Origin of the sequence: Pectobacterium aroidearum (assembly GCF_041228105.1) — a bacterium.
GTDB classification, from domain to species: Bacteria; Pseudomonadota; Gammaproteobacteria; order Enterobacterales; family Enterobacteriaceae; genus Pectobacterium; species Pectobacterium aroidearum.
The window spans coordinates 4,581,608-4,606,890 of record NZ_CP166097.1 but is presented as its reverse complement, the minus strand read 5'-3'; the positions used below and the strand labels follow the sequence as shown (position 1 = coordinate 4,606,890).

The 25,283-nt window shown below is 52.7% G+C and carries 23 protein-coding genes and 1 other RNA gene; 14 read left to right on the top strand and 10 right to left on the bottom strand.

All coding sequences use genetic code 11. From position 1 onward, the window contains the following. Nucleotides 1-11: 11 nt before the first annotated feature. The 3 genes from ubiH to AB8809_RS20735 all read right to left on the bottom strand — a co-directional run bounded on the left by ubiH (nucleotide 12) and on the right by AB8809_RS20735 (nucleotide 3,239). Complete coding sequence (gene ubiH, locus AB8809_RS20745) at nucleotides 12-1,190, bottom strand: 2-octaprenyl-6-methoxyphenyl hydroxylase (RefSeq protein WP_256599345.1); 1,179 nt, start codon at nucleotides 1,188-1,190, stop codon at nucleotides 12-14. A 45-nt stretch (nucleotides 1,191-1,235) separates the two neighbouring features. Continuing rightward, nucleotides 1,236-2,561 (bottom strand): Xaa-Pro aminopeptidase, encoded by a 1,326-nt coding sequence (gene pepP, locus AB8809_RS20740; protein ID WP_180778946.1) that lies wholly within the window; start codon nucleotides 2,559-2,561, stop codon nucleotides 1,236-1,238. A gap of 90 nt (nucleotides 2,562-2,651) precedes the next feature. Continuing rightward, nucleotides 2,652-3,239, bottom strand: coding sequence for a YecA family protein (locus AB8809_RS20735; protein ID WP_012773156.1), 588 nt, complete (start codon nucleotides 3,237-3,239; stop codon nucleotides 2,652-2,654). A gap of 192 nt (nucleotides 3,240-3,431) precedes the next feature. On the opposite strand from AB8809_RS20735, the gene zapA reads away from it, so the two are divergent. The 3 genes from zapA to AB8809_RS20720 all read left to right on the top strand — a co-directional run bounded on the left by zapA (nucleotide 3,432) and on the right by AB8809_RS20720 (nucleotide 4,700). Continuing rightward, complete coding sequence (gene zapA, locus AB8809_RS20730; protein WP_012773157.1) at nucleotides 3,432-3,761, top strand: cell division protein ZapA; 330 nt, start codon at nucleotides 3,432-3,434, stop codon at nucleotides 3,759-3,761. Between the two features lie 74 nt (nucleotides 3,762-3,835). Beyond that, nucleotides 3,836-4,019: non-coding RNA, 6S RNA (gene ssrS / locus AB8809_RS20725), on the top strand. 39 nt (nucleotides 4,020-4,058) lie between these two features. Further along, complete coding sequence (locus AB8809_RS20720; RefSeq protein WP_181845069.1) at nucleotides 4,059-4,700, top strand: 5-formyltetrahydrofolate cyclo-ligase; 642 nt, start codon at nucleotides 4,059-4,061, stop codon at nucleotides 4,698-4,700. Here the strand turns inward: AB8809_RS20720 and nadR are convergent. Further along, nucleotides 4,697-5,950, bottom strand: coding sequence for a multifunctional transcriptional regulator/nicotinamide-nucleotide adenylyltransferase/ribosylnicotinamide kinase NadR (gene nadR, locus AB8809_RS20715; RefSeq protein WP_012773159.1), 1,254 nt, complete (start codon nucleotides 5,948-5,950; stop codon nucleotides 4,697-4,699). The two genes, AB8809_RS20720 and nadR, sit on opposite strands and share 4 nt — an antisense overlap. An 83-nt stretch (nucleotides 5,951-6,033) precedes the next feature. Beyond that, nucleotides 6,034-6,960: a LysR substrate-binding domain-containing protein gene (locus AB8809_RS20710; RefSeq protein WP_349856490.1), complete on the bottom strand. Its 927-nt coding sequence runs from the start codon at nucleotides 6,958-6,960 to the stop codon at nucleotides 6,034-6,036. Nucleotides 6,961-7,078: 118 nt separating this feature from the next. Between AB8809_RS20710 and AB8809_RS20705 the strand changes: the two genes are divergently transcribed. Next, nucleotides 7,079-7,477, top strand: a complete 399-nt coding sequence (locus AB8809_RS20705) for a VOC family protein (RefSeq protein WP_349856489.1) — start codon at nucleotides 7,079-7,081, stop codon at nucleotides 7,475-7,477. Between the two features lie 48 nt (nucleotides 7,478-7,525). Here the strand turns inward: AB8809_RS20705 and radA are convergent, their stop codons facing one another. Continuing rightward, complete coding sequence (radA, locus tag AB8809_RS20700) at nucleotides 7,526-8,908, bottom strand: DNA repair protein RadA (protein WP_349856488.1); 1,383 nt, start codon at nucleotides 8,906-8,908, stop codon at nucleotides 7,526-7,528. Nucleotides 8,909-8,925: 17 nt separating this feature from the next. After that, nucleotides 8,926-9,903 (bottom strand): phosphoserine phosphatase, encoded by a 978-nt coding sequence (gene serB / locus AB8809_RS20695; protein WP_012773161.1) that lies wholly within the window; start codon nucleotides 9,901-9,903, stop codon nucleotides 8,926-8,928. Nucleotides 9,904-10,059: 156 nt separating this feature from the next. Between serB and AB8809_RS20690 the strand changes: the two genes are divergently transcribed. Continuing rightward, nucleotides 10,060-10,758, top strand: a complete 699-nt coding sequence (locus tag AB8809_RS20690) for a YtjB family periplasmic protein (protein ID WP_012773162.1) — start codon at nucleotides 10,060-10,062, stop codon at nucleotides 10,756-10,758. Between the two features lie 54 nt (nucleotides 10,759-10,812). On the opposite strand, the gene AB8809_RS20685 is transcribed toward AB8809_RS20690, so the two are convergent. After that, entirely contained in the window at nucleotides 10,813-11,730 is a 918-nt protein-coding gene (locus AB8809_RS20685) for a hypothetical protein (protein ID WP_012773163.1), read from the bottom strand. Between the two features lie 305 nt (nucleotides 11,731-12,035). Here AB8809_RS20685 and prfC point away from each other — a divergent pair, with 305 nt between their 5' ends. From prfC to AB8809_RS20650, 7 genes are all read left to right on the top strand, one after another. Next, complete coding sequence (prfC, locus tag AB8809_RS20680; RefSeq protein WP_349856487.1) at nucleotides 12,036-13,625, top strand: peptide chain release factor 3; 1,590 nt, start codon at nucleotides 12,036-12,038, stop codon at nucleotides 13,623-13,625. A 504-nt stretch (nucleotides 13,626-14,129) separates the two neighbouring features. Beyond that, nucleotides 14,130-14,738 carry a molecular chaperone OsmY gene (osmY, locus tag AB8809_RS20675; RefSeq protein WP_012773165.1) on the top strand — a complete coding sequence of 203 codons (609 nt, stop codon included), beginning with the start codon at nucleotides 14,130-14,132 and terminating at the stop codon, nucleotides 14,736-14,738. Between the two features lie 148 nt (nucleotides 14,739-14,886). Then, nucleotides 14,887-15,048, top strand: coding sequence for a DUF1328 domain-containing protein (locus AB8809_RS20670; protein WP_012773166.1), 162 nt, complete (start codon nucleotides 14,887-14,889; stop codon nucleotides 15,046-15,048). 124 nt (nucleotides 15,049-15,172) lie between these two features. Further along, nucleotides 15,173-15,361 (top strand): stress response protein, encoded by a 189-nt coding sequence (locus AB8809_RS20665; protein WP_010284712.1) that lies wholly within the window; start codon nucleotides 15,173-15,175, stop codon nucleotides 15,359-15,361. Between the two features lie 114 nt (nucleotides 15,362-15,475). Continuing rightward, on the top strand, nucleotides 15,476-16,273 hold the full coding sequence (locus AB8809_RS20660; protein ID WP_349856486.1) for a TatD family hydrolase: 798 nt from the start codon (nucleotides 15,476-15,478) through the stop codon (nucleotides 16,271-16,273). 304 nt (nucleotides 16,274-16,577) lie between these two features. Next, entirely contained in the window at nucleotides 16,578-17,855 is a 1,278-nt protein-coding gene (locus AB8809_RS20655) for a NupC/NupG family nucleoside CNT transporter (protein WP_012773168.1), read from the top strand. 182 nt (nucleotides 17,856-18,037) lie between these two features. Further along, nucleotides 18,038-18,754, top strand: a complete 717-nt coding sequence (locus tag AB8809_RS20650; RefSeq protein WP_012773169.1) for a 4'-phosphopantetheinyl transferase — start codon at nucleotides 18,038-18,040, stop codon at nucleotides 18,752-18,754. A 49-nt stretch (nucleotides 18,755-18,803) separates the two neighbouring features. Here the strand turns inward: AB8809_RS20650 and AB8809_RS20645 are convergent, their stop codons facing one another. Together AB8809_RS20645 and AB8809_RS20640 are read right to left on the bottom strand one after the other, a co-directional pair. Beyond that, nucleotides 18,804-20,750, bottom strand: coding sequence for a TonB-dependent receptor domain-containing protein (locus tag AB8809_RS20645; protein WP_349856485.1), 1,947 nt, complete (start codon nucleotides 20,748-20,750; stop codon nucleotides 18,804-18,806). Nucleotides 20,751-20,847: 97 nt separating this feature from the next. Continuing rightward, the gene (locus AB8809_RS20640; RefSeq protein ID WP_349856484.1) at nucleotides 20,848-22,110 is read right to left on the bottom strand and encodes an MFS transporter; all 1,263 of its coding nucleotides are present in this window, start codon (nucleotides 22,108-22,110) and stop codon (nucleotides 20,848-20,850) included. Nucleotides 22,111-22,441: 331 nt separating this feature from the next. Here AB8809_RS20640 and AB8809_RS20635 point away from each other — a divergent pair, with 331 nt between their 5' ends. After that, complete coding sequence (locus tag AB8809_RS20635) at nucleotides 22,442-23,638, top strand: isochorismate synthase MenF (protein ID WP_349856483.1); 1,197 nt, start codon at nucleotides 22,442-22,444, stop codon at nucleotides 23,636-23,638. Continuing rightward, a complete protein-coding gene (locus tag AB8809_RS20630) occupies nucleotides 23,635-25,278 on the top strand; it encodes a (2,3-dihydroxybenzoyl)adenylate synthase (RefSeq protein WP_349856482.1) in 1,644 nt (547 codons plus the stop codon). Before AB8809_RS20635 ends, AB8809_RS20630 begins: the two co-directional genes overlap by 4 nt. Nucleotides 25,279-25,283 lie beyond the last annotated feature (5 nt).

Genomic DNA, 25,283 nt, shown 5'->3' with positions numbered 1-25,283 from the left:
GGCGAGCTTAATTAACGTTCTACCCAGCCCAGCGTGCGACGAGCAAAGGCGTCGCGCATCAGCGGCAGGTTATTCATGGCGATGAGGCCCAGATTGCGGCTGACGGCCAGCGCGGCATAGCGGTTAGCGAACAGCCTGACCAGCCCGTCGGTGATCGCGACTGTGGTGTGTTGATCGGGTTCGCGGCGTTGTTGATAGCGGCTGAGCACACTGTACTGGCCGATATCCTGCTGGTTTTTTGCTGCCTCGACGAGGGTTTCCGCCAGCGACATCACATCGCGAATCCCCAGATTAAAGCCTTGTCCGGCAATCGGGTGCAGTGTTTGTGCCGCGTTACCCACCAGCGCGAGTCGGTGGCTGATATGCTGGCTGGCAGTGAGCAAGCGCAGCGGGTAGCTGTGGCGTTCGCCGATGTGAGTGAAGCGCCCCAGACGCCAGCCAAAAGCTTGCTGTAGCTGACGGCAAAACTCGGCCTCGCTCCATCCATCGACCTCATGTTGACGGTGTTTATCATGGCACCAGACGAGTGAGCAGCGGCCGTTACTCATCGGCAGAAGCGCCAGCGGGCCGTGTGGGGTAAACCGTTCAAACGCGCGGCCACGATGGGGTTCAGCCGTTGTTACATTGGCGATCACTGCGACCTGATCATAATCATGCTGCTGCCATTGAATCCCACAGGATTGCGACAGCACGGAGCGAGATCCGTCTGCGGCGACCAGCAATTGACCGGTTAGCTCTGTACCGTCGTCCAACGTGAGCGTCGCATTATCCTGCGTCCGCGTAACGGCAACGACTTTAGCTGGGCAGTGCAGGCGTACGCCCGGCGCTTGTTGCAGCAGGGAGAACAGACGCTGTCCGACATCGTGCAATTCAACCACATGGCCTAATGCCTTAACGTGATAGTCCGAGGCTTTCAGGTTCACCACGCTGGCGTGCCCGCGTTCGCTGACGTGAATGTCGGTTATCGCCGTGGCATTGCCCGATAGCGCTTGCCAGATCCCCAGCGCCGCGAGCTGCTGGCGTGTACCGTCAGACAGTGCGAGGGCGCGTGCGTCAAAACCCGGATGTTCCTTGTCGAGCGGCGAATGCGCCTCGATAAGGTCAACCGGAATTGTGCCCTGTGAAAGCCGCGAGATCGCCAGCGCCAGCGTCGCGCCCGCCATCCCGCCACCAACAATCATGACCGCCATGTTGTTGTCCTTTGCAATAATGTCGTTGCCCTTTGAAAATGCGGCTTAGTGTTGCTTGTCATGCCATTGCGCCATCAGCGCTTCAATGTCATCGGCATCTTTAACTACACCAGCCGTCAGGTTTTCGTTGCCGTTTTCGGTGATCACGATGTTATCTTCGATACGTACGCCAATTCCCCGGTACTGCTGCGGCACTTTGGCATCAGGCGCAATGTAGAGACCGGGCTCAATGGTCAGTACCATACCCGGCTCAAGCGGGCGACCCCGATCGGTTGTGCCGTAATCCCCCACGTCATGCACGTCCAGACCCAGCCAGTGGCTGAGGCCATGCATGAAGAACTGGCGATGTGCCTGTTCGGCAATCAGCTCTTCCACTTCGCCTTTCATCACGCCGAGTTTGATGAGGCCGCTGACCATCATGCGCACCACTTCTTCGTTCACTTCGCGGATGCTGCGACCTGGGCCAAACAGCTCCAGTGCGCGCAGCTGCGAACGCAGCACGATGTCGTAAATGGCACGCTGCGGTGCGGTAAATTTGCCGTTGACGGGGAAGGTACGGGTGATATCGCCAGCATAACTTTTGTATTCACAGCCCGCATCAATCAGCACCAAATCGCCGTCACGCATTTGCGTCTCGTTTTCGGTGTAATGCAGGATGCAGGCGTTCTCGCCGCTGCCGACTATCGTGTTGTAAGAAGGATAGCGGGCACCGTGGCGGGTAAATTCGTGGTGAATTTCGCCTTCAAGCTGATATTCATACATGCCGGGACGGCATTTTTGCATGGCGCGCGTGTGGGCCAGCGCCGTAATTTCACAGGCGCGGCGCATGACGCTGATTTCTTCAGGCGATTTAAACAGGCGCATTTCATGTACCCACGGACGCCAGTCGGTCAGCGTGGCGGGGGCAGCAAACCCCTGACGGGTACCATTGCGCAAGGTATCCAGCGCGGCGAAGACCAGCTTGTCGGCATAATCGTATTGCCCCTGCGCGTGATACACCACGTCCAGACCGTTCAATAATAGATGCAGCTGCGTGCTGATTTCGTCAAACGGCAGGGCGCGATCAACGCCGAGTTTGGCTGGCGCAGCTTCCTGACCGAGACGGCGACCAAACCAGATTTCGGCCGTCAGATCGCGTACGCGGTTGAAGATTACGCTGTGATGATGTTTGGCATCGCTTTTTACCAGCAGCAGAACAGCTTCTGGTTCATTGAAACCGGTGAAATACCAAAAATCGCTATTTTGACGATAAGGATAGTCGCTGTCGGCATTGCGCTGCGCTTCCGGCGCAGCAAAAATAATCGCCGCGCTGCCCGGTGCCATTTTTTCCAACAGCCCCTGACGACGACGAAGAAATTCTTGTGGATTCATCACCTGCTCCTGAAAGTAGTCCGTGCGGTTACCTTTCCCTTCCGCTCTTAATAAGGCATGTTCTGCATTAAGGTTGTCTGGCATAAGCCATCAATGCAGCGTCGGTTTTTGTTGTTCGGGTGCAGTCGCGACGCGTTGGCTGGTAAATTCGTTATGGCACAAAATGGCAGAAACGCGAACATACTCAATCACTTCTTCCAGCGATTGCTCCAGTTCTTCCTGATCTTCATCTTCGTCGTAGCCAAGCTGGGCGATGTTGCGTAAATCTTCGATGGCTTCTTTCAGTTCGCCTTTGGCCTTGTTCAACTGTGGCTGAACCACGCCCAGCCCAAGCAGGAAGTGGTTGACCCAGCCTGCCAGCGCGTCGGCGCGATCGAAGACGCTCACTTCATCTTGTGAGTCGTCAGGCAGGAAAAGCTGGAACAGAAAGCCATCATCTTCCAGAGCTTCACGTGTGGCCTGATACAGGTCCTGAAGCGGTTGCGACAGCGTTTGGGTAAACGCCATGCCTTCATTCGTCAGTTCAAAAACCAGCGTTCTCCAACTGTCGTCATGGTTTCCACCACACAGCATCCCACTGATCAAACCGTGCATTTCTGCCGCGGTCAGCGCGACTTGCTGTTGGTGAAGCAGTTGGTCAAGGCCTTCATAGGCGGGAAACGTATTCTCTATAGACATGCGGATTCGTCATCGTTGGCTGGATTGGTTCGTGCTATGCTACCACCAAGCTCCCTTTCGATACCAGAAAGGGCTTGTATCTTAGATCTCGGCTATATATAGTGGCGCCCGCTTTAACGAACCCGGTATAACGGGTAATGCTCATGCTATGCGGCTCGCGGGCGCAAGAACGACAAAAGGCAGGAAGGTGGTATGTCTGCACAACCAGTAGATATTCAAATTTTTGGCCGTTCGTTAAGAGTGAATTGTCCGCCAGAACAACAGGATGCGTTGAATCAGGCTGCAGAGGATCTTAACCAGCGGTTGCAAGATCTTAAGGTTCGCACTAGAGTCACGAACACTGAGCAACTGGTGTTTATTGCCGCGCTGAATGTGTGCCATGAACTGGCGCAGGAGCGGGGTAAAACTCGTGACTATGCGTCAAATATGGAACAGCGCATTCGTATGTTACAGCAGACCATCGAACAGGCCTTGCTGGAACAAGGGCGAATCACAGAACGCCAGGGTGCGCAATTTGAATAACGTCGTATTTTGACAAAAGTACGGTGTTTTTACGCGATAAGACGTGCTAAGGTTTATCGCGAGTAACGAATAAAATTTCTCTGAGATGTTTGTCAGCGGGCCAGTCCCCTGAGCCGATATTTCATACCAACAGAATGTAATGCTCTGCGGTTGGTGAGCACGCTCGGTTCGTCCGAGAAGCCTTAAGACTGCGACGTTATGTTCACCTTGAACCAAGGGTTCAAGGGTTACAGCCTGCGGCGGCATCTCGGAGATTCCCTTTCTTTTATTATTCTTGACCCGTGGCGAATGCAGCCCATGTCATCTTCTGATTCATCAATATCTCCCGATACATCACTCTCTTCTACGACAGCGTCACGTCAGCAGATTCGTCAGGCTGTGCGACAACATCGGCGTTTACTAACGCCAGAGCAGCAGGCGTTATTTGCACAACAAGCGTGTGAGCGCGTCATGGCACACCCGAAAATCATACGGGCAGAGAGCGTCGCGGTATTCCTGTCCTTTGATGGCGAGTTGGATACCTCCCCGTTGATTCAACAGCTGTGGCAACAGGGAAAGCGTGTTTATTTGCCGGTTCTGCATCCGTTTCGTGCCGGGCATCTACTGTTCCTGCGCTATGCGCCGGACACCGAGTTGGTACGCAATCGTCTGAAAATTATGGAACCGTGTCTGGACGTGCGTCAGGTGCTGCCGTTACCGCAACTGGATATCCTGCTGACACCGCTGGTGGCGTTTGATCATCAAGGACAGCGGCTTGGAATGGGCGGCGGTTTTTACGATCGTACGTTGCAGTACCGCAACCAGATGTCTCGCGGGCCTTACCCGATTGGCCTGGCCCACGATTGTCAGCAGGTTGACGCGCTGCCAGTGGAAAGCTGGGATATTCCGCTGCCGGAAATTATCACCCCCTCTCGCCACTGGCAGTGGAGCACGCGCTAGCTTTTGCTCTGTTCGGGCGAGCGATCGTGGCCCAGCATCTGCTGTACCAGTTCCACACAGTGCAGGAAGCGCGAATCGTAGTCTGACTCTTTGATGTAAACGTACTGGATATTATTGTCAGCCAGCATCGTTTTCAGCAGGTTCTGGAACTCCGAGCGGGCGGTAGTACTGCCTAAACTGCGTAACCCGTCGGCCACCCACGGCGTGTTATTTTCCAGCAAAATCACCAGATCGAAACGGTATTCGTCGATCAGCGCCTGAACGAACGGGTGTTCACGACCTTCATATTTTTTGCAGAATGCCTGCGTGGTGACGAAATCGGTGTCGATGAAGGCCACTTTATTGGCGTATTTGACTGCAAAATCAATGTACTGTGCCTGACCCAGCGCGATCTTGTCGTAGTCGGAATATTGCAGCGCCATCTCGTCGCCGCCCAGATGAGAGAACACATAATCGCGGCCATATTCCCAGGCACTGGTGGTATTGAAGATATTGGCCAATTTATTCACCAGCGTGGATTTACCGCTGGATTCGCCGCCAAGAATAGCCACGGTACGCACAAAGAACGGCTTCACCTCGGTCGGGATATAGTCCCAGTAACGGAAAGGATCGTGGCGAATCTGTGAACCGCTGATGTTCATGAAGGAGCGCTGCGGGTCGATCAGAACCGCCTCAATGCCCAGATGCTCACGGTATTGAGGGGCATCCTGTTCTTCGCTGGTGTAGACGAAATTGGGCGTAATGCTTTTTTCCTGCATGAACGCCTGAATCCCTTTACTCCACACATCCCAGCCGTGTGGGTAAGGCTCCATCCCTTGCTCATTAAAAGCATGAATGTGAATATTTTTCTGATACTTAAAGGTCTGCAATAGCCAGCGCAGGCGGTCGCTGACGGTGGGCTGCTGCGACATCGAGCTGTTTTCAAACAGCAGTCGGTCACGCGGTTCGTCGTAACCTAAAATCACATGCAGTTCATCGACCTGGCTGCAGGCGCGCTGAATCAGATAAATATGGCCGGTGTGTAGCGGATAGAACTTGCCGAAGACGACGCCAATACTCTTTTCGTAGCGTGGGAATTCCAGTTCAAGAAAGCGATGTAGCGCTTCCAGCTTCTGCGCGCTAGGGCTTTTGATTTTGGCATTAAGTAATTGACTGAGATAGCCTTTGGTCATATCGGTCGCGTCGGCAACCTGCTGTAGGGTGCAACCCTTCTGCCGAATGGCGGATTTCAGGTAATCAAATGATGACATGATGCAGCACTCTTGTTTAGCTTACTAAACAAAATACCACAAGATAAGGCAATATCTGCTTTTTTTCAGGATGCTCGCTGGTTTCACTCATCGGCTGAGCGGCCATTTGGCCTGCCGGCCTCCAAACTCTCTACCATCTCTGCCGTTAACCAGTTGCGAAACTGCGCGATAAGCTGGTGTTTCTTGCTGTTCGGATTCTCAACGAAATAGTAGCAACCTCCGTCAAGTGCAGTAGCAAACGGCGCGTAAAGCACACGGCTACGCAATGCATTCTGTAAGATCAGACTACTGGCTATCGCTGCACCTTGTCCGGCGATAGCCGCTTCAATGGCGTGCGTTTCATCGTTAAAGTGTGACCCGTGCGTAATGTCTAGCGCTGATGGTCCGTGTAGCTCTCTCCAGAGGCTCCAGTCAGGCGTTAATGATGGAATGCGTCTGCCATCAACGTGAATGAGTGGGATTATTAGCAAATCTTCTGGATGAGTTACCACAAATTTTGGGCTCACTACAAGGATAAATTTATCCTCCCAAAGATGAGGTGACGCAACTGTTCCATCAGGCACGTTACCATAGCGGATAGCGATATCAATCGCGGCCGTTTGCATGTCGACGATGCGATCGTCAGCATGCAAACGTAGATCGAGATTCGGATAAGCGTGGCGTAATTGTGCCAGACGAGGCATAAGCCAATGAGAAATAAACGCTGTCGTGGCGGTCAGGGTTAATATGTTGTCTACGGGGGGCTCCATAACCTTTTCCACCGTATCCTGAAGCAACATAAACGCCTGATGAGTCCCTGCATAGAGTAATTCGCCTTTATCCGTGAGCGCCACATGGCGAGGCGTCCGATCCAGCATGCGTTGGCCGAGGTGTTCTTCGAGCAGACGAATCTGGTGACTGATGGCTGTAGCAGAAACGCCGAGTGCGTCGGCGGCGCGTTTGAAGCTGCGCAGCTCCGCAACTTTGTCAAAGGCCCGAAGTGACCCAAGGGGAGGCAGTCTTTTTCTCATGCTGATTTTTATTCATCTTATACTGAAAAGGATGACGTTGAGTGTGTCATTCTAACGGGGATATTCTGTTTCCGTCAGTGAATGATGTGAAAATTAACTCATCAATTAGGAGCGGTTTATGTCTAAACAGAAAGTGAAAGAACTCAGACTGGTGGTCACGACAGAGGACTTCGATAACGCCCTGGCATTTTATCGCGATAAGCTGGGGTTGCGGCAGCAGGATGCAGTACCGCCGGACAGCGGTCGTGTCGCTATTCTGGAAGCGGGTAGGGCAACGCTGGAATTGGTCGAGCCAGAAACGGCAGCGTTTATCGACCGTGTTGAAGTGGGTGAACGGGTATCCGGCTGGATTCGTGTGGCGTTTGAAGTTGAGGACGTGGTGCAGACCACGGATACGCTGACCGCTTCGGGTGCTGCACTGCTGGGAGCGCCGAAACCGACGCCTTTCCGATCTATAAATAGCCGGTTAGATGCCCCGGCAGGCTTGCAGCTAACACTGTTTCAGCGACAGCAATAAAATAAAAACGGCCTGTTTGTCGGCATAAGGCTATCCACTTAAGCCCGTTTAGAGATCGTCTAAGATCGCCAGCGCGTCGGCCAGCTTTTTCACGCCGAATACCTGCATACTGGCAGGCGTTTTCTTCGGCATATTGGCATGAGGAACGATGGCGCGTTTGAAGCCGTGCTTGGCGGCTTCGGTAATCCGCTCTTGTCCGCTGGGAACCGGGCGGATTTCGCCCGCCAGACCGACCTCACCGAAGATGACGAGATCCTGTGGTAGCGGGCGGTCGCGGAAGCTGGAGACCAGTGACAACAGCAGCGCCAGATCAGCGCTGGTTTCGGTGACTTTGACGCCGCCGACGACATTCACGAACACATCCTGATCTGACATCTGCAAGCCGCCGTGGCGATGCAGCACCGCTAGCAGTATGGCTAACCGGTTTTGCTCCAGCCCGACCGCCACACGGCGTGGGTTCGACATCATCGATTGATCCACCAGCGCCTGAATCTCGACCAGCAGCGGGCGCGTGCCTTCCCACACCACCATAACGGAACTGCCGGACGTCACTTCGTCCCCGCGGCTAAGGAAAATCGCCGACGGATTGCTGACCTCGCGTAGTCCTTGCTCCGTCATCGCGAACACGCCCAGCTCGTTAACGGCACCGAAACGGTTTTTATGGCTGCGCAGGGTGCGGAATCGGGAGTCGGCATCGCCATCCAGCAACACGGAGCAGTCGATGCAGTGTTCTAATACTTTCGGTCCGGCGAGCGAGCCGTCTTTGGTGACGTGGCCGACCATGACGATGGCGACGCCGCGCGTTTTGGCGAAGCGCGTCAGGTAGGCTGCGGTTTCGCGCACCTGCGCTACGCTGCCGGGGGACGATTGAATATCGGCGAGATGCATGACCTGAATGGAGTCGATCACCATCAGCTTCGGCTGTTCCTGCTCGGCAATCAGGCAAATTTGTTCGATGCTGGTTTCCGACAGCATATTGAGATTCTGTGTCGGTAAATTGAGGCGGTGTGCCCGCATCGCCACCTGCTGCAAGGATTCTTCCCCGGTGACGTACAGGGTTTTCATATTCTCTGACAGCTTGCAGAGCGTTTGCAGCAGCAGGGTACTTTTACCCGCGCCGGGGTTACCGCCGATCAGAATCGCGCTGCCGGGAACGACGCCGCCGCCCAGAACGCGGTCAAACTCCTGAAAACCGGTAGAAAAACGGGGCAGGGCTTCAAGGCTGATTTCCGAAAGTTTTTGTACCCGGCTGATGCCAGCACTCTCACCCGCATAGCCGGTGAGGCGGTCGGAACGTGATACTGACGCCGATGCCAGACGCACTTCGGTAATGGTGTTCCAGGCATGGCAGGCGCTGCACTGCCCTTGCCAGCGCGGGTAATCAGCCCCGCATTCATTACATACAAACGCCCGTTTGACGGCTTTTGCCACGTATCACCTCCAACTGATTAACGCTTTTCGTGTCTCATACTACCACTGAGAATGCACAGCACGCCTGTCAGGTCGGCATGGCGAATGGTCACCGCAGATTGTTCATTGACCTTCGGTTTGGCGTGATAGGCAATGCCTAAGCTGGCAGCCTTGATCATCGGCAGATCGTTCGCGCCGTCGCCGATGGCAACGGTCTGATGCATCGGAATTTCCAGTTTTTCCGCCAGCTGTTGCAGCGTGGTCGCTTTATATTTCGCATCGACAATCTGACCTATAACTTCGCCGGTCAGTTTGCCGTCTTGCATGCCTAATTCGTTGGCAACGGCGGCGACCAGACCTAGCTCATCACGCAAATAATCGGCAAAGTAGGTAAACCCGCCTGATGCAATGGCTACGTGCCAGCCTGCTTCCTGAAGCTGGCTAACCATATTACGCAGGCCCGGCATCAGCGGCAGCGTTTTACGTACCGTTTTTAAAATAGTAGCGTCGGCACCTTTTAATGTTCCTACGCGCTGACGCAGGCTAGCCGCAAAATCCAACTCACCGCGCATCGCACGTTCAGTGACTTCTGCAACCAGTTCGCCCGTGCCCGCCAGCTTGGCGATCTCATCGATGCATTCGATCTGAATCGCGGTGGAATCCATGTCCATTACCAGTAATCCCGGTGAACGCAGCGTTGGCGCGTTACGCATGGGCGCGACATCAATGCCCAGTTCATGAGCCAGCTTGGTGGCGCGTGGCGTCAGCGTGCCTGCTAAACGCACGACCTGATAATCGCCCACGTTCCAGGCGCTCACGATAACCATCGCGCTGCCCAGTTTACGCTGGTAGCGAGAAATCAGGTTCTTATCGAGGACGTCGCTATAAATAAGCCAGCCGGTATCGCCAGCGCGGTAGTCAAGCGGCATCACTTCGTCACCGCTCAGTGATAATGGCAGTCCCGGCCAACAGTTGATCTCATCAGGGAGATCACGATAGGTCAGACTATTCGACATGGAGAACATCCTCTGCTGGCAGTAGTGCGATAAAGTCGTGCGATAAAGAGGGATGTGGCGTCGACCAAACATATCCCTCCAAAAACTGGGCAACAAGCTATCCTATCGTCGGCGCTTCTGGCAACATGAAAGTATCCAAATCGTGTAAGGATTATCATGGTTCGCGCCCGGGTGAAATTTCGTCTACACCGCACGGCAATTGTGCTGATTTGCCTCGCTCTGTTAGTGGTATTAATGCAAGGGGCGTCCTATTTCAGTTTGAGTCACCAGATGGCACGATCTGAACAGGTTGAAGATCTGGCGCGCACGCTGTCCAGACAGGTGGCTTACAGCCTTTCTCCGCTGATGGGCAGCGTGGATGATAATAGTCAAAAGATTAATACCATCCTCAAACAGCTTACCGATCACAGCCGTATTCTGGATGCCGGCGTGTACCAGCAGGACGGTTCGCTGGTGGCGCATGTCGGTGAGCAGGTGCAACTGCGAGATCGGCTGGCGCTGGATGGCAATCGGGTCGGTAGCTACTTTAACCATCAACTGGTGCAGCCGATTGAAGGGAAAGAAGGTCCTATCGGCTTCCTGCGTATCACCTTAGATACCCATGTGCTGGCGACCGAAGCCAGACAGGTAGACAACACCACCAATATTCTGCGCCTGATGATTTTGCTGTCGTTGGCTATCGGCATCATTCTGACCCGAACGCTGTTGCAGAATCGTCGTACCCGTTGGCAACAATCGCCTTATCTTCTCACTGCGAGTACACCCGTGAAAGAAGAAGAGGATGAGGCGGGGAGCGACACGCGGACGAGCGATAGCGCGACAGTGAAAAAGGACGAAGAAGAAAAAAACCTCTGATGTGCCTGACGGCCACCCCGAACAAACGCCGTGTTTGTACGGAGGGCGGCGTGGCTATTTCAACGCGAGTTGAAAGCCTAACCAGTGATTATAGAATTCACTGACGATGGAATTGTATTCGCTCTTGGTATAGCGATCGAAGTCAGAGGCAGCAATATAGTCGCGAAAGCTACCGAACCAGGCAGAAACATCGGTTGAGGCTGCACGCGAGAAGATTTGCTGGCGCTGAAGTTGGGTTGTTGACGTGCCTTCCGCGTTTTTTTGTAGTTCCAGAAACGTAGCATTCGCCTTATCGGTATCTCCCGCGTCGACGCTGCGCTGATATTCATCTTGCAGAATATTTTTTTCCAGATTACTCAGGGCATTAGATTTATATTCTATAAAGTCCTGAATATCCAGATCTGCTCTCTTCTGGTAATCGCTGTCAACGTAGCGATTTTTCAATGTTTCTAACTTATTGGCGGTTATCGCGATCTCCATACTATCGGTGGTGTAGCTCCACAGACTGACTTCGGGTGGCGAAGATAACGCCTTTTTAACGAGCCCGAGAAACGCTTCTTTACTGATGCCACTGTCGGCTTTGAGATGACCAGACCAATTTTCTATAGCCATTTCGTTCGTGCCAATTTCATCAATATAGACCGTCATAAACTCATTGCTGACATACGGCTTACTGGTATCTGTCTGCCTTAGTAAGTCACGGTCTGCATAGATGTCTCTCGGTATTTTCGATGGTTCGTCTTTTTTGGGGTCTGATGGTGGAGCCTTGGCTACTGTCTCTTTCCAACGCGCCAGCGCTTCCGCAGAAATTTTTATATTGTTGGGGAAGGTGACCGTCTTTCCGGTAATCGGATCGGTGATTTGTATGCTATCACTGCTTGTTGTTGTCGTTGACTGTGCTGTAGTCGAAGATGTCGCGGTGCTTTGGGCCTGAGAATTGCTATAACCCGTATTATTTACAGACAAGCTCATACTCTCTCCTTAAGTGCGATCAAGTGGTTAAATATTGACCCAAATATTATCGGCAGCGGTAATCCGATTCTTTACAAATGTTTCAATATGTTATTGTTACTATTCGGAACTGGATAAATGGAAGGGAGTGCAGGCCATCGTGCTCCGCCTGCTGTTTATGTCATCACCGATTGTGTCTGCACGTTAAATCAGGGAAAATGCCCGGCTATAGTTTAGTTTATTTCCGCTTTGCCTGACGATCTGACATCGGAGTGTTGTTGACTTGATGCTGACGCCGGGTGGCTAACAAAAGAAACCTGAAAATCATGTCTCCAAGTGAATACGCCCGCGAAGTCTCTAAAAGAAGAACGTTCGCTATCATTTCTCACCCCGATGCCGGTAAAACCACGATTACCGAAAAGGTCCTGCTGTTCGGACAGGCGATTCAGACTGCCGGTACGGTAAAAGGGCGTGGTTCAAACCAGCATGCAAAATCCGACTGGATGGAGATGGAAAAGCAGCGTGGTATCTCCATCACCACGTCCGTGATGCAGTTCCCCTATCGTGAATGTCTGGTTAACCTGCTGGATACCCCGGGGCACGAAGACTTCTCCGAAGATACCTACCGTACGTTGACGGCGGTGGACTGCTGCCTGATGGTGATCGACGCTGCAAAAGGGGTCGAAGATCGTACGCGTAAGCTGATGGAAGTCACGCGTCTGCGTGACACGCCGATTCTGACGTTTATGAACAAACTTGACCGTGACATCCGCGATCCGATGGAAGTGCTGGATGAAGTCGAGAGCGAGCTGAAGATTGCCTGTGCGCCGATTACCTGGCCGATTGGCTGCGGTAAATTGTTCAAAGGCGTGTACCACCTTTATAAAGATGAAACCTATCTGTATCAGACCGGTAAAGGCCATACGATTCAGGAAGTACGCATCGTTAAAGGGCTGGACAACCCGGATCTGGATACCGCTGTTGGCGAAGAGCTGGCTGCACAGCTGCGTGAAGAGCTGGAGCTGGTGAAAGGGGCATCGCACGAATTTGAGCTGGACGCGTTTCTGGCAGGCGAACTGACACCGGTCTTCTTTGGTACGGCGCTGGGTAACTTTGGCGTTGACCATATGCTGGACGGGTTAGTTGCCTGGGCGCCTGCGCCGATGCCGCGTAAAACAGATACCCGCGAAGTGACGGCAGCGGAAGAGAAATTCACCGGCTTTGTATTCAAGATTCAGGCCAACATGGACCCGAAACACCGTGACCGCGTGGCGTTTATGCGCGTGGTATCCGGGAGATATGAAAAGAGCATGAAGCTGCGTCAGGTTCGTTCGGGCAAAGACGTGGTGATTTCAGATGCGTTGACCTTCATGGCGGGTGACCGTTCCCATATTGAAGAAGCCTACCCGGGCGATATCATCGGGTTACACAACCACGGCACTATCCAGATTGGCGATACGTTTACGCAAGGTGAAGACATGAAATTCACCGGTATCCCTAACTTTGCGCCGGAATTGTTCCGTCGCATCCGCCTGCGCGATCCGCTCAAGCAGAAACAGCTGCTGAAGGGGTTGGTACAGCTGTCTGAGGAAGGCGCGGTACAGGTATTCCGTCCATTGACCAACAACGATCTTATCGTGGGGGCGGTCGGCGTACTACAGTTTGATGTGGTGGTTGCCCGTTTGAAAACCGAATATAACGTTGAGGCGATTTACGAGTCGGTAAACGTTTCTACCGCGCGTTGGGTTGAGTGCAGCGATGTGAAGAAATTCGAAGAGTTTAAGCGTAAGAACGAGCTGCATCTGGCGCTGGATGGCGGGGATAACCTGGCTTATGTGGCACCAACGATGGTGAACCTGAACCTGACGCGGGAACGCTATCCAGAAGTGACGTTCCACCAAACGCGTGAGCATTAATGTTGTTCGATACGCCACGGTTTCACGAAAATAAACGTGGCTGTGGTGTTTACATCGTGACCACATTGTTAAAATAATCATCACCCGGTTATGTTTGGTTTTAGGCCAATAATGCCGGGTGTTTTTATTTTTAAAACATCTAAAAATCAATATCTTATATTTTTATTTTTCCCTGCGCGATCTCCTGCCTCGGTGCAACAGACAAATCTGAATTGCTGTACATATTCCTTTGTTCCCCTGTGATTTTCCATTCTGTGGGCTATAGTTAACAACGTGTTAACTGAGTTAGCTTGTTCAACTGTTAACACAATGCAAGTTGGTTCATTGTTTTGATTTGTTTCGCTTTTGCAATTCAATGCTCTGATTTTTTTATGCAAGAAGAGGGAATTATCGGAGCATTGGTCACGTCATTATCACCTTGATTTGCTGATGACGGTGCAGGCGTTAATGTGACTCGAATAGATTGTTTCGGGTTTAGAGAAAAGCATAAGAAGGAAGACATCGATGAAAAAGACCACATTGACAAAATCGCTGATCGTAGTTGCTCTGAGTTCGATTCTGGCTGGCGGTGCCATGGCGGAAGAAACATTAGGGCAGAAAGTAGAACGTATCGCGGATACAACTGGTGCAAAAATCGATAGCTCCGCCAATAAAGCCTCTGGCTACATGAGTGACAGCGCTATCACAGCAAAAGTGAAGAGTGCGTTGCTGGAAGATAAATCCATTACCAGCAGCGACATTTCCGTTGAAACGTCAAAGGGTGTCGTCACACTCAGCGGCTTTGTCGGTAGTCAGGCACTGAGCACCCGGGCGGTGGAAATTGCCACTCAGGTTGAGGGCGTCCAATCCGTCAGCGACAAACTGCAGGTTAAAGATAATCAATCACAGTCGGTTGGCGCTTATGCCGATGATGCGGTGGTGACCAGCACGATTAAGGCGAAACTGCTGGCGGATGACATTGTTCCGTCTCGCAAAGTGAAAGTCGAAACGCAGGAAGGTGTTGTGCTGTTGAGCGGTGAAGTCGACAACAAAGCGCAGTCCGATCGTGCAGAAAGTATTGCGAAGGCCGTTGACGGCGTGAAAAGCGTTAAAAACGACCTGACCGTTAAATAATCGTCATTTCAAACGGGGTTATCCGTCATAGCGGATAACCCTACCTAATCCGCATAATAAAACACCATCTGTGGATACGCAGTCAGGACGCAAGAAGTGCGTCAGGATGACCACCATGATTTTTAATTTTGTCTGGTAAGGAGAGCGTATGTTTCGTTGGGGCATTATATTTTTAGTTATCGCACTTATCGCGGCAGCTCTGGGTTTCGGCGGGCTGGCCGGTACGGCAGCTGGCGCGGCGAAAATCGTCTTTGTGGTCGGTATTATTCTGTTTCTGCTTAGCTTGTTCACTGGTCGAAAACGGCCATAGCACACGCATTCTTTATAGAATAAATGTCATACAGAGCACACAGCCGCGCCACGCGGCTGTCACATTTTACCGGCACACTGTTCGCGTATTTGCTGCATTTCGACAGTTTATCAGGAGGTTTATGATGAATAGCGATATCGTTGTTGGCAAATGGAAACAGTGGAAAGGGAATTTTCTGGCGCTGTGGGCCGATTGGTTTGACAGCGATTGCGCCTGGCTGGAAGGGAGTAACGATTACTTGTCCGGCGTATTGCAAGAGGGTTACGGAAAGGCGCACGAAGAGGTATCCTCAGAGAAAACCACGCTACACTGAGGCGTTACCGCAACGACAAGTCCTATTCTGCCATGATGCTTTGGCAGGATATTACTTGGCCGTCGATTAGGTTGCTTCATCTTGGTGGACTTAATCTTGACGGAGAGAAGCGACGTGCCTTCTGAACGATACCGTTTTATCGACACCCACTGTCATTTCGATTTTCCCCTCTTTTACGATGATGCACTGGAAAGCTTACGTCTGGCGCAAGACGCAGGGGTTGAGCGCATCATTATTCCCGCCGTGGCTTCCCAGCATTTCGAACGCGTGTTGATGCTCGCTCGTACTTACCCATCGCTTTATGCTGCGCTAGGCCTCCATCCGCTTTATATCGCCGAGCATCAGGAAGATGACCTGATTCGTCTGGAAGACGAACTGCGGCAACAGCCTGCCAGACTGGTCGCGGTCGGTGAGATTGGGTTGGATCTCTACATGCCGGAACCACAGTTCGAGCGACAGCTTACCTTCCTTGAAGCTCAGCTTCGGCTGGCGAAAAAATACGATCTCCCGACGATCCTGCACTCGCGGCGCAGCCACGACAGGCTGGCGCAATTGCTCCGTCGTATCGACGTGCCGCGTACCGGTGTGGTTCACGGGTTTGCGGGCAGTCTGGCGCAGGCGCAGGCCTTTATCCGACTGGGTTATTACATCGGCGTCGGGGGAACCATTACCTATGACAGGGCGAATAAAACGCGTCAGGCGATTGCGCAGCTGCCGTTAGATCGCCTGCTGCTGGAAACGGATGCACCCGATATGCCGATGAGTGGTTATCAAGGGCAGCCAAACCGACCCGAGCGCATTTCGTGTGCGTTTCACACGCTGTGTGAGCTACGTTCAGAATCGCCTGAGGAGATTGCCGAGGCGCTCTGGCAAAATTCGTTCAGGCTATTTGGACGGCTCACTCCGACATAACACCGCTACCGTTATGCCGACACTATTCCTCTAACGCGGAAGCTTCTGTTTGCTTCCGTTTTTCTCTTATTTCTGTGCAACAACAGACAGAACAGTCATCTTGATTTCATATACCAACCATTAAATTGTGATACAGATCACTTTTTGGTGTTTTGGACTGTTCGATGTTGTATGTATTTGTGACATAAATTAGCGACCTTTTCGGGCCACTCTTTATAATCGGCTCGCCAGCACGTGCTTACTGCTCTGGCGAAATGATTTTTATTATGCTTTCACTTTTTTCACGCGTTATAGGGAACTGCACATGCAACTCGTTATGAGTCTCATCGGCATGCTTGTTCTGATTTTTTTCGCGGTTATTTTGTCCAGTAATCGTAAAGCGATCAGATTGCGCACCGTAGTTGGTGCTTTCGTTATTCAGATTGGTATCGGTGCGTTGGTGCTGTATGTGCCAGTAGGACGCAAAATTCTGGAGGGATTGACGGGCGGTGTAGCAAACGTTATCGCCTACGGAAACCAAGGGGTTTCATTCATTTTTGGCGGTCTGGTTTCCGACAAAATGTTCGAAATCTTCGGCGGTGGCGGGTTTGTTTTCGCATTCCGTGTATTACCGATCATCGTCTTTTTCTCTTCCCTTGTAGCGGTACTGTACTACATGGGGGTGATGCAGTGGGTCATCCGTTTATTAGGCGGTGGGTTGCAGAAACTGTTGGGAACGTCCCGTACTGAGTCGCTCTCTGCCACGGCTAATATTTTTGTCGGCCAAACAGAAGCACCCTTGGTGGTTCGTCCGTATATCGCCAACATGACGCGTTCAGAGCTGTTTGCGGTGATGTGCGGCGGATTAGCCTCCATTGCGGGGTCTGTGATGGCAGGCTATGCCCAGATGGGCGTGCCGCTGGACTATCTGATTGCGGCTTCCTTCATGGCTGCGCCGGGTGGATTGCTATTTGCCAAACTGATGGTGCCGGAAACGGAAAAAACGCACGATCATGACGAGATGGTTGGGTTTGTTGATGAAGACGATCGCCCGGCTAACGTCATTGATGCAGCGGCAAGCGGTGCGGCGTCCGGTATGCAACTGGCGCTGAATGTGGGCGCGATGTTGCTGGCTTTTGTCGCTTTGATTGCTCTTCTTAATGGCATTCTGGGTGGTATCGGTGGCTGGTTTGATTACCCGCAACTGTCAATGGAATTGATGCTGGGGTGGATATTCTCACCTGTTGCCTTCTTAATCGGCGTACCGTGGCATGAAGCAACGGTAGCGGGGTCGTTTATTGGGCAAAAGCTGATCGTTAACGAGTTCGTCGCTTACATGAATTTCAGCGAGTACCTGAAAGCGGATGATGTGGTTGCTGCTGCGGGCTTGCAGGTTCTGTCGGATCATACCAAAGCTGTGATTTCGTTCGCGCTGTGCGGCTTTGCTAACCTTTCGTCTATTGCTATCCTTATTGGAGGTTTGGGCAGTATGGCACCGAGTCGGCGTCAGGATATTGCCCGTTTGGGTTTGAAGGCGGTCGCGGCAGGTACGCTTTCTAACCTGATGAGCGCCTGCATCGCAGGGTTCTTTTTGTCTCTGTAGTCCTTGTTGACTATGCAGTACCGGACCTTGTAAATGTAACCAGGCATTCTTGCAGTTGCGAGGTGATGGGCGGCGAAAGTCGCCCATTGTTCGTTTAAAACCCTACATTATTTAGGGCTTAAGCGTGATCTACGCAGCGTGTAGCGAATGCGGGTGCGACATGCTTGCCTGAGTGGAGTGACATGCTTTCTGCTTTTATTGATGATGTTGAATGGATTACTTTTCCACGGGCAACGGACGGTGCCACCTACCCAGGTATTACTGCTCGCTGCCATTTTCATGTATCTGCTTATGACGACGCGCTGTTTGCTGCGTTGAACATCCCTTTCCCTGATGCGTTAGCGCGTGCAGTGCCGAAACGGCGTGCCGAATTTCTGGCTGGGCGCTATCTTGCCAGACACGTGTTGAATAAATTGGATCATCCTGATTTCGTGCTGTGCAGTGCGGAAGATCGTTCGCCACAGTGGCCGGAAAATGTCGCTGGTTCGCTCAGCCATAACAAAGACAGCGTGCTCTGTGCTGCGCATTTGCGTATCGAGGCGCTATCGTGTGTGGGTGTTGATATTGAAGGATTCATATCCGATGAGCGTGCGCAATCGCTGTGGCCTGGCATCATTGGCGACGAGGAATTCCAGTGGTTTCAGGAGCGTGAGGAGTCGTTCTGCTGCTTGCTGACGGTAAGTTTCTCAGCGAAAGAGAGTCTGTTTAAGGCGCTTTATCCGCAGGTTCGGCACTACTTTGATTTTCTGGATGCCAGACTGGTGGCGCTGGATATCACCAAACGCGAGTTTGAGCTGGAACTGCTGACCGATCTGACGCCGACGTTTTACGCTGGACGCCGTTTTAAAGGGGCGTATCTGCTAAGAGAGTACGACGTCACTACCTTTATCTGCTGCTAAAAAAGCCCGCGTGAGCGGGCTTGGATCTATTCATCAGAACGTATTGGCATCAGAACTTATAGCTCACGCCGCCGTACACCGTACGTCCAGACACGAAGTAGTCGATATCGGTCGCAACATAATCCCGTTTTTCGTTGGTCAGGTTAGTGACACCCAGTTTCAGATCCACGTTTTTAACCGGTGTATAGGTCGCGCCAATATCCACGGTATTAAAACCGCGTGTTCTATACGTTTCTTTATCACGCAAATATTGGTTGCTGGTGTACTGGTAGGACACGTAGGTAGATAGATTATCCAGCGCCTGCCAGTTCAACTGCGTGTTAACCGTATTTTTCGGTGTTTGCTTCAGGCGCATTCTGGTCGCACGGTCTTCTGCATCAACCACGGTCCAGTTGGTGGTCCAGTTCAGATCATCTGTCAGGTCGACCCAAAATGAGGTTTCAATCCCCTGCACACGCGCTTTACTCACGTTTTCATAGGTTCGTGTTAGCGAATTGGTTTGAATCATATCTTTAATATCATTGTTAAACAGGGTGATACCAGTGCCGAAATGCTCGGCCTCATAGGCGGTACCCAGTTCATAGCTGATAGAGGTTTCAGCCTTCAGGTCAGGGTTACCGACGATGTAGCATTGACCACGGCATGCTGCTTTCGTATAGCCTTTGGTAAATTGAGCGAGGGTTGGCGCTTTAAAAGCCTTATTCACGCCGCCTTTGATCACCCAGTTGTCGGTCAGACTATAGGTAGCGTAAGCGCGTGGGCTGAACTCGGTGCCATAGACCTCATGGTGGTCGACGCGGCCACCAAACGTGAGGGCTAAATCCGCAATCTTGAATTCATCCTGTAGGAAAAGAGCACTTTGATTGACGTCTACTTTTCCGCCTTTCAGGTTCATGCTGTGTTCCAGTGATGTGATGCGGTATTCGCCGCCACCGGTTAGCAGATGATCGCCCAAATAACCGGAGATTTGTCCATCAACTGTCTGATTATTTTGAGTAATATCGGCAATGCCTTTATTAAGCTCAGAATTATCCATTAAATCGATATTTTCGTAGTAGTAGCGTAACCGCGTATCGAAATTATCCCAGCTACCGTTATGTGTGAGTCCCAGACCGAGGCGATCCAGTTTTTGTGTATTGTGAGCTGTTGCGCCAGAGTTATTCCAATCGACGAAACGGTCATCTTTGGTATAAGTCGCATCAAAATCCAGACTCTGTTGAGAATCGATCAACCATGTCAGGTTACCCAGCACGCTGTAGTTATCACGTTTTTCCAGCGCATCTGAGTTGCGATTCTTGGATTGCTCGGTACGCCACGCATCGCGCTTGCCACCGTCCACAATCAAACTGCCCAGCAGCGTATTCTCTATCAATGGCCCGCTGACGTAACCATTCAGACGGTTATGGTCGCCGCCGGAACCTTCGGTTGGAGCCTGAAAGTTATAGCCAACTTCTCCAGCAACGTTCTCCCCCGGTTGGCGAAGAATCACGTTGACTACACCGCCCAGCGCATCGGCACCGTACAGAGAAGACATCGGGCCACGAATCACTTCGATACGTTCAATCGCCGACATAGGAATGGAGCTAAGATCGAAATCATTCCCCATATCGGTCGCAAGTGATTCTTGGGTGTTGATACGGCGACCATTTACCAGCAGTAGCGTGTAGTCCGCCCGCATACCACGGATTTTAATTTCGTTACGGCCATAGGTAGTCGACGGGTTGATGTTAATCCCCGGCAGCTTTTTCACCGCATCGGAAACGTTATTCACCGACATCTTTTCCAGTTCGGCGCGGGTGATGACAGAGACGCTGGCGGGGGCGCTTAGCGTAGTGTGTTTCGTCTGCGTTGCCGTCACGACGATTTTTTCATCTGCCGCGTTTTCTGCCTGCGCAAGTGCAGGCAGTGCCAGTAATCCGGTCACCAGCAGGGCACGATATACCTTGCTGTGTGGGAAATGATGATGTGAAAAACGATTTTCCGATTTTAGCTGCATGTCAAAGGCCTCATCAAAGAGTGGAAAAAACATCCCCGTAAATAAATTGCGTGCTGTGTTACGTGTATTGCCGCCCCCATTGAGTAAATCGAGCGGTTTATTGCCCCGTCGCTTGCACAGGTTGGCGTGCTGCCATCTTCCGGCTGCGTTCAGCCAGCAGTGGAATCAGGCGCAGGGTCAGCAGCATGGCGGCCAGCGCAAAGATGGTGCTGGCGACGGCAAGCTGTGAGAACCCGTCAATTCTTCCCTCAACCGAGGTGCTCAGATAAGCGGCAGAGGCCACGCTGGCGAGCCCTGATGCCACGTTGGCTGCGGTTCCCTGATAGGACATAAACGCAGCGCGCTGATGCGGCAGCGGAATACCTGCGGTAATCGCCAGTGTGCTGCTGGAGCGCGCTGCGCTGAGCGCCATGAACAGGGTGAACACCAGATACAGGGAAAGCGAAAAGGGCAAAACGAAACCGCAGAGAATGACAACGGCTAGCAGCAGCGTTGTCACCACGATCGTCCGGCTGGCATAGCCTCGATCCAGTAGGTTGCCGCACAGCTGCATGGTCACCATGCTTCCCAGCCCGCCGCAAAGATAAAGCAGGGAAATATCATCCCGTGGGAAAGCCAGATTGAACTGAAAGTAGTTGGAAAAATGGGGAATCAGCAGGAAATGGCCGAACATCTGTAGCGAAACCACTGTCAGCCCCAACAGGAAAAGAGGGGAGGCCAGCAGGTCGTGTAATACGGAAGTGGGGGATGTGCTGGGAGAAGCGTTTTGCTGGGCCCGGTGCGTCGGCGGCATGGAAGGAAAGAGCCACAGCACTAACAGCGCCAGCAGCAGGCCGCCGAGGCCGAAAATATAAAACGGCGCTTGCCAGTTAATACGGTGAGCTAACTCCAGCGACAGCGGCATGATGATGATGGCCGCGAGCGAAAAACTCATACCGACGTAGGCCAACTGCTTTCCGCGCTCGTTGGCCGGCACAATATCGACAACCGCCGCCATCAACACGCCAGAGGCCGGCCCGGCCACGCAGCCCGCCAGAATAAACAGCACTAAAAGATGGGTTTGGCTGGTGGCAAACATGCAGGCCGCCGTCAGGCCGAAGCGCAGCGTCAGCAGAACGAGCAGAGCATGTTTGCGGTTAAATCTGTCCAGATAGGGAGCGGCGAGGAAGCCGACGATAGCCGAGGCAAACGTTGCGCCACCGCTAATGTAGCCGATGTTCTTGGCATCCATGGAAAGCGCGCTGATGAAATCGGGGCCTAACGGCATCACCATCATCAGGCTGCCGAGAGAAAGCATGTTGATGAGCAGCGCCAAATGCACAACAGGTCGGGTGTGCTGGCTGTACATGCTTTCATCCATGACGGGCTCACATTTAGACACAGTTAGTAAAATATTCGCGCAGTCTAGCGCAGCTTAATTTTCATGACAATGAATGATAAGTATTTTCATTATCATCTGTGATGTGGGTTTTATAATCAATACATTCCCGTTGCTAACCATTAACCGTTATGAAAGATGCACAAAAAAATTGATTAACATCAATATAACCCCTAATTAGTGGGCGTGAATAAGCATTTTGTGGAAGGATTGACCGAACACGTTACTTCAGTGTAATTTAACTGCGCTTGATATAAATGATAATGATTTTAATAATCATTGGTATTTAATTTGCGAGCGCAGGAGCTGCCTTGTGGATACACTGATTACAGAAGCTGAAACATTTAGCGGGCTAACTTATTCGGAACAGACCGCTTTTTTATATGCATCGGAACACCGTAGCCTTTCTACTTCCGGCTTATTTGAACGTATTTCGTCCCCTGTTTGTGCTCCAGATTCGCACGATGACAGGCTTAGCTCTGCAATCGCGCAGGCGTTCCAGCGAGCGCGTCAGGCGGGGCAGTCGCTGCCTATTGTGGTTGGGGCGATTCCTTTTGATACCACGCAACCCTCTTGTCTCTATATCCCTGATAGCTATACCGTTACGACGAAATCTGAACTCGTCAGCCGGGCTCGTAAGCACACGGCGGCGGCACCTGCTGCGTTAACGTTAAACAGCATCCCTGATGAATGTCAGTTCAAGTCCATCGTGGCAGAGGCCGTTGAGCGCTTCCGCCGCGGTGAACTGAGCAAAGCGGTACTGTCGCGCATTTTGGATATTGAGCTGGCGGGGCCCGTTAAGGCGCAAACGATCCTTAACAACCTGATGGTGCAGAATGCGGGTGGCTATCATTTTTCGCTGCCGCTGCCGGATGGTTCCATCTTACTGGGTGCCAGCCCGGAACTGCTGCTGCGTAAGCAGGGCAACGTCATTGTCTCCAATCCACTGGCGGGATCGGCGCGGCGGATGAACGATGAACATCTGGATTACCTGAACAGCCAGCGCTTGCTGAATTCCAGCAAAGACAAGCACGAGCATAAGCTGGTGGTGGACGATATCCGCCAACGCCTGATGCCGCTGTGCTCGTCGTTAACGATTCCATCAGCTCCTTCGCTTATGAGCACTGCCTCCATGTGGCACTTGTCTACCGCCATCAGCGGCGAACTGGCTCACCCAGAGATGACGGCGCTTCAGGTTGCCTGTCAGCTACATCCTACCCCCGCGCTGTGCGGTTTCCCCACGCAGGAAGCGCGCCAACTGATCGCTGAACTGGAACCGCACGATCGTGGCGTATTCAGCGGCATTGTCGGCTGGTGTGACGCCAACGGCGATGGCGAATGGGCGATAGCGATTCGCTGCGGGACCATCAAAAACAATAACGTCCGCCTGTTTGCCGGTGCGGGCATTGTTGAGGCATCCGTCCCCGAGGATGAATGGGCTGAAACCGCCGCCAAATTAAACACGATGCTGAATGCGTTTGGCCTTAACTCAGGTGTGGACGGACTATGAGCATTGAATTTACGCCCTGGCCAGAGGAACTGGCGCAGCGTTACCGCGACAAGGGATACTGGGTCGGTCTGCCGTTAACGGATGCCTGGGAACGCCATCTGACGACACAACCGGATGCGGTTGCGGTGGTGTGCGGCGAACGTCAGTGGAGCTATCGCGAGCTGGATCGGCAATCTTCCGCGCTGGCATCGCGCCTGACGGAAAGCGGCCTGCGCTGTGGCGACACCGCGCTGGTGCAGTTGCCGAACGTGGACGAGTTTTACCTGACCTTTTTTGCGTTGCTGAAAATGGGCGTCGCGCCGGTTAACGCGTTGTTTAGCCACAACAAGCTGGAACTGCTGTCATACGCCACACAGATCGAACCGCGATTATTGATCGCCTCGGCCGAACACCCGCTGTTTGGCGACGGCGCGTTTCTGGATCGGCTACAGACGCAGGTTCCCCGTCTGCAAACGGTAGTAATGCTTGGTGACAGCTCGCTGGGACACAGCCTGTCAGACTGGCTGCAACCGCGCGCTTCAACCAGCCAGTATCAGCCTTCCGCATCGGGGCAGGTTGCCTTCTTCCAGCTTTCTGGCGGCAGTACCGGTACGCCAAAGCTGATTCCCCGTACTCATGACGATTACTACTACAGCGTGCGCCGCAGCGTGGAAATCTGCGAGCTGACGCCGCAAACCCGCTACCTGTGTGCGTTGCCCGCCCCGCATAACTTCCCGCTAAGCTCGCCCGGTTCGCTCGGCATTTTTTACGCTGGTGGACGCGTCGTGCTGGCGCCCGATCCGGGGGCGATGACCTGCTTCCCGCTGATCGAACGTCATCAGATCGATATTACCTCGCTGGTGCCGCCCGCAGCCGCGCTGTGGATCCAGGCAGCCGAACAGTTTGGTGGGGCGCTACGTAGCCTGAAGATCTTGCAGGTGGGCGGTGCGAAGCTGAGTGATACCGTCGCCCGTCGTATTCCGGCGGTGTTGGGTTGCCAGCTACAGCAGGTGCTCGGGATGGCCGAAGGGCTGGTGAACTACACCCGACTGGACGACAGTGATGAACATATCTTCACTACGCAGGGCTGCCCGATGAGCCCAGACGATGAAGTGAAGGTGTTGGACATCGACGGCAATCCGGTACCGAGAGGCGAGGCAGGGCTGCTGGCGACGCGCGGCCCGTATACCTTCCGCGGCTATTACCGCAGCCCGGAACACAACGCCCGCGCCTTCGACAGCGAAGGTTTTTACCACTCGGGTGATGTGGTGCAGATGACCGAGGATGGCTATTTGCGCGTGGTCGGGCGGGAGAAAGATCAGATTAACCGTGGCGGTGAAAAGATTGCCGCAGAAGAGATCGAAAACCTGTTGCTCAAGCATGACGGCATTCTTCATGCCGCGCTGGTGTCGATGCCTGACCCGGTTATGGGCGAAAAGAGCTGCGCTTTTCTGGTGGTCAGCGATCCCGCTCTGAAAGCCATTACGTTAAGAAAATATCTTCGCAATCAGGGTATTGCTGAATTCAAACTGCCGGATCGCTTCGAGATGATCGACACCTTGCCCGTTACGCCGGTCGGCAAGATTGATAAGAAATCACTCCGTCAGCGTATCCAGACCCAACTGAGTACTCAAAACCCCACTGAGCTTCAAAATAAATAAGGATT